Origin of the sequence: Kribbella sp. NPDC051718 (assembly GCF_040681515.1) — a bacterium.
Taxonomy (GTDB): Bacteria; Actinomycetota; Actinomycetes; order Propionibacteriales; family Kribbellaceae; genus Kribbella.
Window position 1 is genome coordinate 190931 of sequence record NZ_JBFAYZ010000002.1, and the last position, 13308, is coordinate 204238.

The 13308-nt window shown below is 69.0% G+C and carries 9 protein-coding genes; 5 read left to right on the forward strand and 4 right to left on the reverse strand.

Annotated features, from left to right (window positions below):
- Nucleotides 1-316: 316 nt before the first annotated feature.
- Together AB0M15_RS07450 and AB0M15_RS07455 are read right to left on the reverse strand one after the other, a co-directional pair.
- Nucleotides 317-1300 (reverse strand): TAXI family TRAP transporter solute-binding subunit, encoded by a 984-nt coding sequence (locus AB0M15_RS07450; protein ID WP_363814980.1) that lies wholly within the window; start codon nucleotides 1298-1300, stop codon nucleotides 317-319.
- The gene (locus AB0M15_RS07455; protein ID WP_363814982.1) at nucleotides 1297-3357 is read right to left on the reverse strand and encodes a TRAP transporter fused permease subunit; all 2061 of its coding nucleotides are present in this window, start codon (nucleotides 3355-3357) and stop codon (nucleotides 1297-1299) included. The genes AB0M15_RS07450 and AB0M15_RS07455 overlap by 4 nt, the downstream gene beginning before the upstream one ends.
- A gap of 117 nt (nucleotides 3358-3474) precedes the next feature.
- Between AB0M15_RS07455 and AB0M15_RS07460 the strand changes: the two genes are divergently transcribed.
- A complete protein-coding gene (locus AB0M15_RS07460; protein ID WP_012918592.1) occupies nucleotides 3475-4140 on the forward strand; it encodes a response regulator transcription factor in 666 nt (221 codons plus the stop codon).
- 3 nt (nucleotides 4141-4143) lie between these two features.
- Nucleotides 4144-5514, forward strand: coding sequence for an ATP-binding protein (locus tag AB0M15_RS07465; protein ID WP_363814984.1), 1371 nt, complete (start codon nucleotides 4144-4146; stop codon nucleotides 5512-5514).
- 28 nt (nucleotides 5515-5542) lie between these two features.
- On the opposite strand, the gene AB0M15_RS07470 is transcribed toward AB0M15_RS07465, so the two are convergent.
- The gene (locus tag AB0M15_RS07470) at nucleotides 5543-6541 is read right to left on the reverse strand and encodes a TAXI family TRAP transporter solute-binding subunit (protein ID WP_363814985.1); all 999 of its coding nucleotides are present in this window, start codon (nucleotides 6539-6541) and stop codon (nucleotides 5543-5545) included.
- Nucleotides 6542-6686: 145 nt separating this feature from the next.
- On the opposite strand from AB0M15_RS07470, the gene AB0M15_RS07475 reads away from it, so the two are divergent.
- The 3 genes from AB0M15_RS07475 (at nucleotide 6687) to AB0M15_RS07485 (ending at nucleotide 12186) form a co-directional block, all read left to right on the forward strand.
- Nucleotides 6687-9710: a glycoside hydrolase family 38 C-terminal domain-containing protein gene (locus AB0M15_RS07475; protein ID WP_363814987.1), complete on the forward strand. Its 3024-nt coding sequence runs from the start codon at nucleotides 6687-6689 to the stop codon at nucleotides 9708-9710.
- A gap of 125 nt (nucleotides 9711-9835) precedes the next feature.
- The gene (locus AB0M15_RS07480; RefSeq protein ID WP_363814989.1) at nucleotides 9836-10774 is read left to right on the forward strand and encodes a GNAT family N-acetyltransferase; all 939 of its coding nucleotides are present in this window, start codon (nucleotides 9836-9838) and stop codon (nucleotides 10772-10774) included.
- Between the two features lie 80 nt (nucleotides 10775-10854).
- Entirely contained in the window at nucleotides 10855-12186 is a 1332-nt protein-coding gene (locus AB0M15_RS07485; protein ID WP_363814991.1) for a cytochrome P450, read from the forward strand.
- A 566-nt stretch (nucleotides 12187-12752) separates the two neighbouring features.
- Here the strand turns inward: AB0M15_RS07485 and AB0M15_RS07490 are convergent.
- Complete coding sequence (locus tag AB0M15_RS07490; RefSeq protein WP_363814992.1) at nucleotides 12753-13256, reverse strand: DUF5709 domain-containing protein; 504 nt, start codon at nucleotides 13254-13256, stop codon at nucleotides 12753-12755.
- Nucleotides 13257-13308 lie beyond the last annotated feature (52 nt).

Genomic DNA, 13308 nt, shown 5'->3' on the forward strand with positions numbered 1-13308 from the left:
GCGCGCACCACTTCGCTCTGCTCACCTCCCCAGGCGCGCAGGAATGGCCGCAAGCTGCCGCTCCCCGGGTGGGGCAGTAGGTGGCTGGGCAGGCGATCCGGTCCGGGTTGGCGGGTGGCTCGGCCGGGCAAGCGATCGGGCCCGCCTTCGCCGGATGCCTCCGGCGGGGCGGGCCCGATCTGAAACCCTCCCCCACTGCGCCTGGTTGTGAGGGTGGGCCTGGTTCCCACCGCCGCTGCGCCTGGTGTGCGGCGGTGAGTCCCTGCGCCCTCCCCCGCTGCGCCTGGAGTGCGGGGGAGGACGGTCTGTGAAGTTGTTACTTCAGCGCGTCGATCGCCTTCTTCGCGCCCGGGTGCAGCGCGACCGGCGCCGTGTTCGCCGCCTGCTCGATGGTGATGCCCTTGGCCGCCGCGTTCACCTGGACCAGCGCGTCCTTGTTCTCGAAGATCGCCCTGGTCAGCTTCTCGGCCAGCTCGTCCGACATGTTCTTGCGGACCAGCAGCACGTTCGGCACGATGATCGTCGCGACGTCGCCCGGCTGCTTGTAGGTCGCGGCCGGAATGTTGCCCTGGGCATAGATCGTGCCGTACGACTTGGTCAGCGCGGGCAGCAGCTCGGTGATCGGGATCAGCTTGACGTCCTTGCCGAGGCTGGTCGTCAGGTCGGTGATGCCACCGGTCGGCAGCCCGCCGGACCAGACCAGCGCGTCGATCGAGCCGGCCTTCATCCCGTCGACCGACTCCGGCAGCCCGAGCCGTTGCGCCTTGACGTCGTGCGCCGGGTCCAGGCCCGCCGCCTCGAGCAGCCGCCGGGCGATCACCTCGGTACCGGAGTTCGGCGAACCCGTGGAGACGCGCTTGCCCTTCAGGTCGGCGATCTTGTTGATCCCGGCCGAGGCGCGGACCGCGACCTGCGTGTAGTTCGGGTAGAGCCGGGTCAGCGCGACCACGTCCTGCGGGGTCTTGAAGCTGTGCTCGCCCTTGACCGCGTCCGCGGCGGTGTCGCCGAGCGAGAACGCGATGTCGTAGTTGCCGGCGACCAGACCCTGGACGTTCTGCACCGAGGCGCCGGTCTCGCTCGCGGTCGCCCGGTAGCCCTCGACCTTCTCCGAGTACACCTTCGCCAGTGCACCGCCGAGTTGGTAGTACACACCGGTCGTGTTGCCGGTGGCGATGGTCAGCCGGCCACCATCGGTACCGGCCTTGCCTGCTTCCGGTTCTCGCTGCCCTCCACAGGCGACAAGCGAAACAGCGGCGGCTAGCGCGACCACGGCGGCGGGGAGGCGTCGACGGGTTCTCATGGGGCGGCTGGTCCTTCCGTTGGGCCAGTTCCTGACCGGGGCGGTGGGGTGGGGTCAGAGAGTGCACAGCGGTGTCGCCGGACCAGGTTGACAAGTACGGCGACAACTAACAAACCGATCCCAAGCGCAATAGTTACGGGCGCTAGGTAAAGGAGTAGTAACGCTGCTGGGATGCAGACCACGCGCTCCAGCCAGCCGGTCGCCACCGCGATCCAGCCGCCGGTCACGACGGCCAGCGCGGCGACGGCGAGCATGGAGACCACGAGGGTCCACACCATGCCGATCAAGCTGCCCTGTCCCAGCAGGCGGGCACCGTTGTCGGTCAGTACGAACGCGAACGGCACCAGGAACGCGGGCAGCGTGTACTTCCACGCCTGCCACATCGTCGGCATCACCTTGCCGCCGGTGATCGCGGACGTCGCCACCGCGGCCAGCGCGGTCGGCGGAGACACCTCGGACAGTACGGCGTAGTAGAAGATGAACATGTACGCCTCGGGCTGCGTGACGCCCAACTGCACCAGGGCCGGCGCGATGATCACGGCCGCGATGATGAACGACGCCGTCACCGGAACAGCGAGCCCGAGGATCAGTACCGCGAACGCCGACAGCACCACCGTCAGGATCAGGATCACGGTCTGGTTGTCGGTCAGCCCCTTGGCCGCGTCGACGATGATCGCGGCCAGGTTGAGGCCGAGCCCGGTCTGTGTCGTCACCGCGACGATCACACCGGCCGTCGCGCAGGTGGCCACCACCGGCAGTACCGAACGGGTGCCTTGGGCAAGCGCTTTGAACAGCGGCCCGGCGGTCAGCCGGTGCTCGCGATCCAGGAACGACAACCCGAACTGGATGATCACCGCATAGACGACAGCCTTGAACGGCGGCACGTCCACCGCCATGAAGGCGATGATCACGAACAGCGAGAGGAAGTGGTAGCTGAATCGCTTGAGCAGCTTCCACGCCGACTGCGTGGACGCCTCGCCCTCGGTCGTCCCGTGCCGGCGCGCGTCCATCTCGATCGCGAGCAGGATGCCCAGGTAGTACAGGATCGTCGGGATCACCGCGTAGCCGAGCACGGTCAGGTACGACACCTGCAGGAACTCGGCGATGATGAAGGCGGCGGCACCCAGCGTCGGCGGCGACAGGATCGCGCCGATGCCGGCAGCGGCCAGCATCCCGCCGGCGGGCTCGGGCGGGTAGCCCGCACGGCGCAGGATCGGCCACGACACGGTGCCCAGCGAGACGGCGGTCGCAGTACCGGAACCGGAGACGCTGCCGAGCAGGAAGCCGGCCAGGGTGACGGTCCGGCCGGGTGCGGTGCGGCTGCGCTTGAACGCGGCGAAGGACAGGTCGATGAAGAACTTGCCGGCGCCGGAGTAGTCCAGCACGGCGCCGTAGATGGTGAAGAGCACGATGTAGCTGGCGGCAACGCCCAGCGGTGTCCCGTAGAAGCCGGCCGTGCCCATCGTGAACTGCGCGATGATCGCGGAGAAGTTGAAGCCCTGGTGCGCCAGCGACCAGGTGTAGGGCAGGTAGCCGCCGTAATACGCGTAGGCGATGAACACCAGGCTGACGAGCGGCAGGACCCAACCGGTCGTACGCCGGCAGGCCTCGAGCAGCAGGACGAGTAGTACCGCCCCGGTCAGCACGTCGAGCGTCGTCGGTGTCTGGCGGCGTTCGAGGAAGCCGTCGAAGTCGAGCAGTGGGTAGAGACAGACGACCAGCGCGACGACCGCCAGGACCCAGTCCGTGATGCCGGGGTTGTCGGTCGCCCTGGCCTTGAACGGATTGAGCAACGGCGGCACGTGCCAGCCCCGGTAGCACAACAAAGTGATCGGCAGGACGGCTGCGAGAAAGATCACTAGATAGAACTGAGTTCCGGCCGGCAACGGGAAGAACACCTGGACCAGGACGCCGACGCTGATCACCGCGCACCAGACCGAGATCACCCGGTCGAGGGCAGGATGCAACCGCCGGGCAGGCTTTTCCTGCTCATACTCGGCGAGTTCGGATTCGGAGAGCGTGGCGCTGCCACCCCCCGATGTTGCACTCACAGTCATCGACCGGTTCCCTCCTGTGGTCGAAGGCTAGTGTCGCCGACCACGCCGCGGAGTCGCGTGATTACGTCTTTACCAAGATCTGACACATAACCCCGCTCCCTGCCCTACGATCACGGCATGAGCGGCGCCGTCAGGATTTTGTTGGTCGAGGACGATCTAGATATTGCGAACGCTCTGATACCTGCGTTGCGCCGGTACGGGTTGATGGTGACGCACGTCCGGACGGCTGCGGACGCGCTCGCGGCCGACCCCGGTGACCTCGTTCTGCTGGACCTCGGGCTGCCGGATGGCGACGGCATCAACGTGTGCCGGCAGATCCGCACGGTGTCGGACGTTCCGGTGATCGCGGTGACCGCCCGAGGTGAGGCGGCCGACCGCGTCCGTGGGTTGCGCAGTGGCGCCGACGACTACGTGGTCAAGCCGTTCGCGATCTCCGAGCTGCTGGCCCGGATCGATGCTGTACTACGCCGTACCGGTCTACTGCAGCCCCGCCCCCGGGTGACCGTCGGAGACCTGACCGTCGACATCGAGGCACGCACGGTCCAGGTCGCCGACAAGCCCATCAGCCTGACCCGCAAGGAGTTCGACGTGCTAGCTGTGCTGGCCGCCCATCACGGCCGGGTGGTGCCGCGTGAGCAAGTCGCGCTGTACGCCTGGCAGTCGGTCTTCGAGGCCTCCTCGCGGACCATGGACGTGCACGTGGCCAGCCTGCGGGCCAAGCTCGGCCGGCCCGAGCTGGTGCAGACCATTCGCGGCGTCGGCTACCGCCTCGGCTCGGACTGACCGTTGCGCCGTCGCCTGCTGCAGTCCCTCGTCCCGATGGTGATCGTGCTCGCCATCGTCGCTGCCGTCCCGCTGGCCAACTTCATCGCGACCGGTGCGTCGCGCACCCTGTTCCTGTCCCGCAGCAACGACGCGGACTGGTTCGCCACGATGGCGGAGGGACCGCTGCAGTCCGGCGACATCGCCAGCCTGCGTGAGCTCGCCGTCCGCTACCACCAGCTCTACAACACACCCGTCTTCGTCGTCGACGTCGACAGCCGGGTGATCGCCACCTCGCGCTCCGGCGTCAACATCAGCGAGCCCGACCTGGCGACCGCGCTGTCCAGCACGCTGGCCGGGCGACTGCCGGCCGAGCCGCCGGCCATGTGGCCGTGGAAGTCCGGCGAGATGGTCGTGGCCAGACCGGTCGTCAACAATGGCCGGGTGCTCGGCGCCGCCGTACTGCGGGTGCCGACCGAGCGCGCCCGCGACCAGGTGCAGAACGGGCTGCTGCTCCTGCTCGCCGGCCTGATCGTCGCCATCGTCGCCGTCGTCATCGGCATCGTCCGGCCGGTCAGCCGCTGGGTGCTGCGGCCGATCAACGACCTCGACAACGCGACCCACCAGGTCACCCGCGGCGCGCTCGACACCCGGGTCTCCACCGACGGCCGCGCGCCCGAACTGCGAAGACTCGGCGACAGCTTCAACTCGATGGCGCTCAGCCTGCACCAGGCCCGTCAGCGCGAGCGTGAGTTCGTCGCCGACGCATCGCACCAACTCCGGACGCCGCTGACGTCGGCCCGGATCCACATCGAAGGCCTGTCCCGGTTGTCGCCGACCGCGCGGTTCGCGCTCAGCGACATCGACCGGCTCGGCCGGATCGTGCAGCGGCTGTCCCGGCTGGCCGGCTCGGACCGCCCTGGCGATGCCGAGGGCAACGAAGAGCCGCTGGACCTGGCCCAGGCGATCAAGGAACGGCTGGTCGGCTGGAAGGCCGTCTACGCCGCCGACGACCTCGAACTCATCATCGGTGAGATGGTCCCGGGCGGCGTCGCCTCCGAGCTCGAGGTGGACGACATCCTCGACGTACTGCTCGACAACGCATCGAAGTACGGCGCACCCCCGGTCGAGGTCTCGGTACTGCGCGACGGTACCGAGGTAGTCCTCTCGGTCCGCGACCACGGTCTGGGCCTCGGCTCCCGCGACCTGAAGAAGGTCGGCGAACGGTTCTGGCGCAGCGCCCACCACCGCGAGATGCCCGGTACCGGCCTGGGCCTGGCCATCGTCCGCTCCGAGGCAGCCCGGGTGGGCGGCCGCGTGGTGGCCCGCCCGCCGATCGGCGGAGGCCTCGTGATCGAGGTCCGCGTCCCGCTGATCGACGACTACGACGTCTGAGTGGTGCGCCCGGCGACGGGCGTAGTACTCAGATGTGGTTGGTGCGGTACCAGCGCTCGGCGGCCGGGTGGAGCGGGATCGGCATGGTGGCGATCGCGGAGCGGGCGTCCAGCGAGCCGGCTTCCTTGTGGAAGGCAATCAGGTCGGCCTGGCGGCGGAACAGCGTGTTGAGCGTCCACCAGGCCCAGGAGTCGGACAGGCCGCGACGGGCCAGCAGGTAGTTCGGGATGGCCAGGGTCGGGACCGAGCTGGCCAGCTTGTAGACCGACGGCGGGATCGAGGACAGTACGTAACCGCCGAAGCGGCGCAGCGCGATCGTCTGGGCGACGGCGCCGATGTCGACCAGCCGGAAGCCGATCTTGTCCTGCAGCAACTGGATCGGCGTGGTCGGCAGGCCGCCGCTCCAGATCAGCGCGTCGATACCGCCCTTGGCGTTGGGGTTCTCGGCCTTGGCGGTGAGTGCCTTCACCGCGCTCTCCAGGTCGAGGTTCACCTTGGTCACGTTCCGGACCTTGGCGGTGTCCAGGATCCGGTCGGCGACCACCTTGGTCCCCGACAGCAGCGGACCGACGCTGACGGTCTTTCCGGCCAGGTCCGCGATCTTGTCCACCGGGGAGGCCGTCGGCACCACGACGTGGACGTAGTTGTCGTAGGTCCGGGCCAGCGCGCTGAACCGCAACTTGCCGGTCTTGAAGGCCTCCACGCCCTCGTAGGCGTCCAGGGCCGAGTCCGACAGGCTGAAGGCGAGATCGGCGGTGCCGGTGTCCAGCATCCGGAGGTTCTGCACCGAGCCCTGGGTGGTGATCGTCTCCATCGTGACGCCGGTCACCTCGGTGACCAGCTTCGCGAGGCCCGCGCCGTAGACGGAGTACACACCGCCGACGTTGCCGGTGGCGAGCTTCGCCGGGCCGCCGGGGGCCGGCTCCTTCGACCGCCCGCGGGAGCACCCGGGCACCACCAGAGCGGCCGCTGCGGCGGCTCCGAATCCGAGCACATTGCGGCGATTCAGGAGATGGGCGCGATCCATGAAGGACAACCTATTGGGGAAGTGGTCTACAGGCTACTTACCGTGCTCGAACCAACAGGTCTGGACGGGCCCCCTCCGGATGTGACAGCGTTGTCATCGCACCGGCCGCGAGGGCCGCGCCAGACCGTCATCGGAGGATGATTTCGTGCACGACGACCGTCAACTCATCGAGGAGCGGCTCCAGCGCGCCCTGCGGGAGCGGATCCGCCCCGCGATCTACGGCACGGCCGTCCCGCTGGACATCAAGGTGTGGCACGCGCCTGGTGAGCCGGTGTCACCCGCCGAGGCGCTCGCGGCCAGCTACGAGCCGGCCGAGATCGGCCTGCCCTGGGGCGCACCCTGGGGCACCGCGTGGTTCCACTTCAGCGGGCAGGTCCCGGCCGAGTGGGCCGGGCAGGAGATCGAGGCGGTCATCGACCTCGGCTTCAGCGGCGGTCCGGGCTTCTCCGCGGAGGGCCTGGTGCACACCACCAAGGGTGTCCCGCTGAAGGGCCTGCACCCGCGCCAGACCTACGCGCCGCTGTCCATCCTCGGCCCGGACGGTACTGCGGCCTCAGCCGGCGACGACATCGAGTTCTACGTCGAGGCGGCCGCCAACCCCGAGGTGCTCGGACACAACGCGTTCGCGCCGCTCGCCGAAGACCTCGGTGCCAAGCCCGAGCCGGGTGGCAAGCCGATCTACCAGCTGACCCGCGCCGACCTGGCCGTCTTCAACGCCGAGGTCTGGGACCTGATCCTCGACCTGGAGGCGCTGAACGGCCTGCAGAAGGAGCTCCAGCCGCAGGAGCCGCGCAGTCGCGAGATCCTGCGCGCACTGAGCCGCGCCCTCGACGTACTCGACTACGAGGACGTCCCCGGTACTGCGACAGCCGCGCGCGCCGAGCTCACCGAGGTACTGAGCCGTCCCGCGCACGCCAGCGCTCACCAACTGTCCGCCGTCGGCCACGCGCACATCGACTCGGCCTGGCTCTGGCCGCTGCGCGAGACCCGCCGCAAGGTGGCCCGGACGGTCTCCAACGTCGCCACGCTGGCCCAGGAGTACCCGGAGCTCGTCTTCGCGTTCTCGCAGGCACAGCAGCACGCCTGGGTGAAGGACAACTACCCCGAGGTCTGGGAGCGGCTGAAGAAGGCCGTCGCCGACGGCACGATCGTCCCGGTCGGCGGCATGTGGGTCGAGTCCGACACCAACCTGCCCGGCGGCGAGGCGCTGGCCCGGCAGTTCGTGCACGGCAAGCGGTTCTTCCTGGACGAGTACGGGATCGACACCCAGGAGGTCTGGCTGCCGGACTCGTTCGGCTACACCGCGGCGCTGCCGCAGCTGGTGAAGCTGTCCGGCTCGAAGTGGTTCCTGACCCAGAAGATCTCGTGGAACCAGAAGAACAAGTTCCCGCACCACACCTTCAACTGGGAAGGTCTGGACGGGACGCAGGTCTTCACCCACTTCCCGCCGATCGACACCTACAACTCCGACCTGTCCGGCCGCGAGCTGGCGCACGCGCAGCGCAACTTCGCCGAGAACGGCGCTGCCACCCGCTCGCTGGTCCCGTTCGGCTACGGCGACGGCGGTGGCGGCCCCACCCGTGAGTTCGTCGCGACGGCCCGCCGGGTGGCCAACCTGGAGTCCTCGCCGCGGGTGACGATCGAGTCCCCGACCGAGTTCTTCAGCGCGGCCCAGGAGGAGTACCCGAACGCACCGGTCTGGTCCGGTGAGCTCTACCTGGAGATCCACCGCGCGACATACACCTCGCAGGCCAAGACCAAGCAGGGCAACCGTCGCAGCGAGCACCTGCTGCGCGAGGCCGAGCTGTGGTCGACGGCGGCCGTGGTGGCCGGCAAGCTCGACAGCTACCCGTACGAGGAGCTCGACCGGATCTGGAAGGCCGTACTGCTGAACCAGTTCCACGACATCCTGCCGGGCAGCTCGATCGCCTGGGTGCACCGCGAGGCCGAGGCGACCTACGCCAAGCTGGCCGAGGAGCTCGAGGCGATCATCGCCACCGCGCAGCAGGCCCTGGCCGGCTCCGGCGACGCACAGATCGTCTTCAACGGCGCCCCGCACACCCGTGGCGGCGTGGCCGGTCTCGGCGCGGGCATCGCGGTCGGCGAAGGCGCCGCGGCGACGATCGAGGGCGGCGTCCTCGACAACGGCGTGATCCGGGTGACGATCGACGAGCGTGGCCTGATCACCAGCCTGTACGACCTCGAGGCCGGTCGTGAGGTGATCGCCGCGGGCAGTACTGCGAACCTCCTGCAGCTGCACGTGGACACCCCGAACCAGTGGGACGCCTGGGACGTCGACTCGTTCTACAAGAACAACGTCCGCGACATCACCGAGGTCGACAGCGTCGACTTCTCCGATGTCGACGGCGTCGCCACGGTCGTCGTCAAGCGCTCCTTCAACCGGTCCACCGTCACCCAGACGCTGCGGCTGCGGCCGGGCGCCAAGCGGGTCGACATCGAGACCGCGATGGACTGGCACGAGTCGGAGAAGTTCCTCAAGGCGGCCTTCCCGATCGACGTACACGCGGACCGCGCCGCCTCGGAGACCCAGTTCGGGCACATCTTCCGGCCGACCCACCAGAACACCTCGTGGGACGCGGCCAAGTTCGAGATCGCGGCGCACCGCTGGGTGCACGTCGGCGAGCCCGGCTACGGCGTCGCCGTGGTCAACGACTCGACCTACGGGCACGACATCAACCGGACCTCGCGGGAGGACGGTGGTACCACGACCACCATCCGTACTTCGCTGATCCGGGCGCCGCGCTTCCCCGACCCGCAGACCGACCAGGGCCTGCACGTGGTCAACCACGCGCTCGTCGTCGGCGCCGGCATCCCCGACGCGATCAACGAGGGCTACCGGATCAACCTGCCCGAGCGCGTCGTCACCGGCGCCGAGGGAGTTGACCCGATCGTTGCCCTGGACAACGACAATGTGATCGTCGAGGCGGTCAAGCTGGCCGACGACCAGTCCGGCGACGTCGTCGTCCGGCTCTACGAGTCGAGCGGCGGCCGGTCCCGGGCCAAGCTGACCACCGGCTTCGCGGCCGCGTCGGTGACCGAGGTCGACCTGCTCGAACGCCACCTGGCCGACCACGAACTCAAGGACGGCGGCGTGGCCTTCGAGCTCCGCCCGTTCCAGATCCTCACCCTCCGCTTCACCCGCAGCTGACGGACGGCGGGGAGGGGGTCACCCCTCCCCGCCTTCTACGCCGGCGCCCCTGCCCGCGGCTTTGCTCGATCGGGCAACGGCGAATCCGGAAGCGATTTGTCCGGGTTGGGTCCTAGCATCTGGTTATGGAGCAGGAGTTCAGCGGCGAGGTGTTCGAGTGGCGAGGTCCGGCGCCGTACTACTTCGTCCCCGTGCCCGCGGAGGAGGGCGCTGCGCTACGGGACGCGGGGTTGGCGGCCAGCTACGGCTGGGGGATGCTCCCGATTCGTGCGCGGATCGGGAGTACCGAGTGGAAGACGTCGTTGTGGCCGAAGGACGGCGGGTACCTGCTCCCCTTGAAGGACGCCGTACGCAAGCCCGCCGGACTGGATGCGGGTAACGCGGTCGACGTCCGACTCACCTTCGATGCGACGCCCCGCCAACGTGAACCAACCACCAAGCGAGCGCCCGTCCCTCGCCCGGTCGGCTCGCGAGAACCGGTCACCGACGACCAACTGACAATCGTCCCGGCAAACCAGGCGACCTGGGCCGACCTGCACGCGATCTTCGGCACCACGGGTAATCCCTCACGCTGCTCCTGCCAGCGGTTCCGCATGCTTCCCAAGGAAACCTGGCGCTCCGAGGGCCCCGAAGAACTGGCCGCTCGCCTCCAAGACCAAACCGCCTGCGGAAACCCCAAGGCAAAGGCAACGAGCGGCCTCGTCGCCTACCTCGAGGACGATCCCGTCGGCTGGTGTGCCGTCGCTCCGCGCGCGGACCATCCGAGGCTGCTCCGCGACTACCGCGTCCCCTGGCTGGGCCGCACCGAGGACCGGACCGACCCCACCGTCTGGGTGGTGACCTGCTTCGTCACCCGGATCGGCTATCGACGCCGAGGAATCAGCCACGCGCTGGCCCGCGCCACCGTCGACTTCGCCCGCACCCGCGGCGCCCACGCCATCGAGGCCTACCCGGACCTGGTGGACGGCGGTTCGGTCGGCACCCCCGCCACCTTCGCCGCTGCCGGTTTCACCGCGGTGAGTCATCCCGGCAACCGCCGCGTCGTCATGCGCCTGGACTTCTAGGCATCCACCCCTTCACGGCCATGCGGCGTTCACCGGGGCGACGTAGCGTGGTGGAGCCGGACAGCTTCCAGGAGGTGGCAATGACCCCGCCGACACCCTTGCTCGGGGCCCGCACGCTCGACCGGGAGACGGCTCGCACGCTGCCACCGGGGTCGCGGCTGCCCACGATCGCGCAGACCTTCCTGTTCGCGCGTCATCGCAAGACCTTCTTCCCGCGGCTGCGGGCGCAGTACGGCGATGTGTTCACGATCCGGCTGGTGCCGTCCAGCCGGGTGGTCGTGGTGGTGAGCCGGCCGGAGCACATCCGGGAGGTGTTCAGTACGCCGCCGTCGATCGTGCACGCGGGCGAGGGAAACACGGCACTCGAACCGATCATGGGGCCGCACTCGCTGCTGCTCGTCGATGATGACGACCACATCCGGATGCGGCGGCAGCTGATGCCGGCCTTCAACGGGCATGCGCTGCGCGGGTACTCCGAGATGATCGCCCGGCTCGCCCAGCAGGAGGTCGAGGCGTGGCCGATCGGCAAGCCCTTCCGGGTGCACGAGCGGATGCGCGATCTCACTCTCGAGGTGATCCTGCAGGTGGTGTTCGGGCTGAGGGACTCGGATCGGCTGGAGCGGCTGCGCCCGCTGGTCGAGAAGGTCGTCTCGGTCGACCCGATCATCATGCTGGGCGCCTTCTACCCGGTCCTGCTGAAGTTCCCGCCGTGGCGCAATTTCCTCCGGGCGCAGCAGCAGGTGGACGAGATCCTGTACGACGAGATCGCACGTCGCCGGGTCGATCCGGAGCTTGCCGAGCGCAACGACGTACTGTCGAAACTGCTTGCCGCGGGCACCTGGTCGGACGTCGAACTGCGCGACCAGCTGGTCACCCTGCTGCTGGCCGGCCACGAGACGACCGCGACGTCGCTGGCCTGGGCGTTCCACGAGCTGGCCCGGATGCCCGACGAACTACAGGCCGGCCAGCAAGCAGCCGACGAATCCAACGACGACTATCTAGAAGCCATGGGCAAGGAATCGCTCCGCCTGCACCCGGTCGTCTACCAGGTCGGCCGCCGCCTCACCGAAGCCATTGACCTGGCCGGCTACCGCCTCCCCCGCGGCACAACGGTGATGCCCGCCATCGGCTTGGTCCAGGGCGACGAGGAACACTTCCCCGACGTCAAAGTCTTCCGCCCCGCCCGCTTCCTAGGCGACACCCCACCGGCCCCCGGCACCTGGATCCCCTTCGGCGGCGGCACCCGCCGCTGCATAGGCGCCGGCTTCTCCCTCCTCGAATCCACCGAGATCCTCCGAGCAGCCCTGACCCGCTACAACCTCACCGCCCCCACCACCCCGGAGAAGTCGACCCCCCGCAACGTAACCCTCGTCCCCTCCAACGGCGCCACAATCACAGCCACCCCCCGCTAACCCCACAGCACCCACGCCCACAACGCGGGTACTGCACAGAAGCCGAGCGCCCGCCGCGGGTGCGGCGCAGAAGCCGCGGGCCCGCCACGTCCCCTGGCCAGCGGCCAGCAGCCGACGGCGAACCGCAGGCACTTCGGCGGCGCCAGCCAACCGGGCCAACGACAACAGCTCGCCGCTGGCGGCTGGCGGGCGGGCGGGTGGCGGGCGGGTGGCAAGCCTGCAGCTCAACCACCGGCTGCTGACTCGCCTCCCACGCACTTCGGCGGCGCCAGCCAACCGGACCACCGACAAGCGGCCCGCCGCTGGCGGGCGGCGGCCAGCAAGCCAGCAGCCGTCCGGCCTGGCCGGGCGTGCTGAGCTGGCCGACATGCGTTGGTGGAGGTGGCGGCAGCCCCCTGAGCTCAGCCAGCGGTTGCTGCTCGGCCGAGCACAGGTTGGTGAGAGGGCCAGCAAGCCTCACCCAGCACCTGTTGGTATTCAGCCTGTCCGCATTTCTGCGGCGCCGGCAACCGGGAGCACTGGCTGCTGGCCCGCCGCTTATAGGCGGCGGGACCAGATCGGGGAAGTCAGTCTTCTAGGTCGCCGATGTCGCCCAGGTCTACGTCTCGGACGTCTTGGAGGTCGGTTTCGTCTTCGTCGTCGAGTTCGAAGGGCTCGTCGTCGTTGACGACGTGGACAGCCGCTTCCTCGGCGCTGGCGGCGGCGCCGTCGAAGCCGACGTCCTCGGCGACCAGGTCCTTCTCGTCGTCGAAGTGGGCGCCTTCGTCGGGGGCGACCAGCCGGCCGGAGCGGCGTTCGCCGACCTCGGGGCCGCCGACGTTCTCGTTGTCCTCGGCGTACGGGTCGACGTCGGGTTCTTCCTGGGCGAGCCGCTGGTCCAGCGTCTCGCCCTCCAGCGCCTCCTCGGCGGTGGTACCGAAGCCTTCGCCCGCGGACCACTTCTCCGGCGGCGAGTAGCCTTCGTCCAGCAGATCGTCCACGCCGCGGTCGTTCAGCGTGTCCGAGGCCTGCAACTGGTCCTCGTCGTCGACGCTGTAGCTGCCGTAGTCCTCACGGTTGTTGTCGCTCATGGCACCACCCTCGCCGTCAGAGCAAAAGGAATCAAGGCGGCGCCCCTGCGGC

Bases quoted from the DNA above. Each gene is read 5' to 3' on its own strand.
- AB0M15_RS07450 (WP_363814980.1), bottom strand. From the start codon at position 1,300: ATGAGAACCCGTCGACGCCTCCCCGCCGCCGTGGTCGCGCTAGCCGCC.
- AB0M15_RS07455 (WP_363814982.1), bottom strand. From the start codon at position 3,357: ATGACTGTGAGTGCAACATCGGGGGGTGGCAGCGCCACGCTCTCCGAA.
- AB0M15_RS07460 (WP_012918592.1), top strand. From the start codon at position 3,475: ATGAGCGGCGCCGTCAGGATTTTGTTGGTCGAGGACGATCTAGATATT.
- AB0M15_RS07470 (WP_363814985.1), bottom strand. From the start codon at position 6,541: ATGGATCGCGCCCATCTCCTGAATCGCCGCAATGTGCTCGGATTCGGA.
- AB0M15_RS07480 (WP_363814989.1), top strand. From the start codon at position 9,836: ATGGAGCAGGAGTTCAGCGGCGAGGTGTTCGAGTGGCGAGGTCCGGCG.
- AB0M15_RS07485 (WP_363814991.1), top strand. From the start codon at position 10,855: ATGACCCCGCCGACACCCTTGCTCGGGGCCCGCACGCTCGACCGGGAG.
- AB0M15_RS07490 (WP_363814992.1), bottom strand. From the start codon at position 13,256: ATGAGCGACAACAACCGTGAGGACTACGGCAGCTACAGCGTCGACGAC.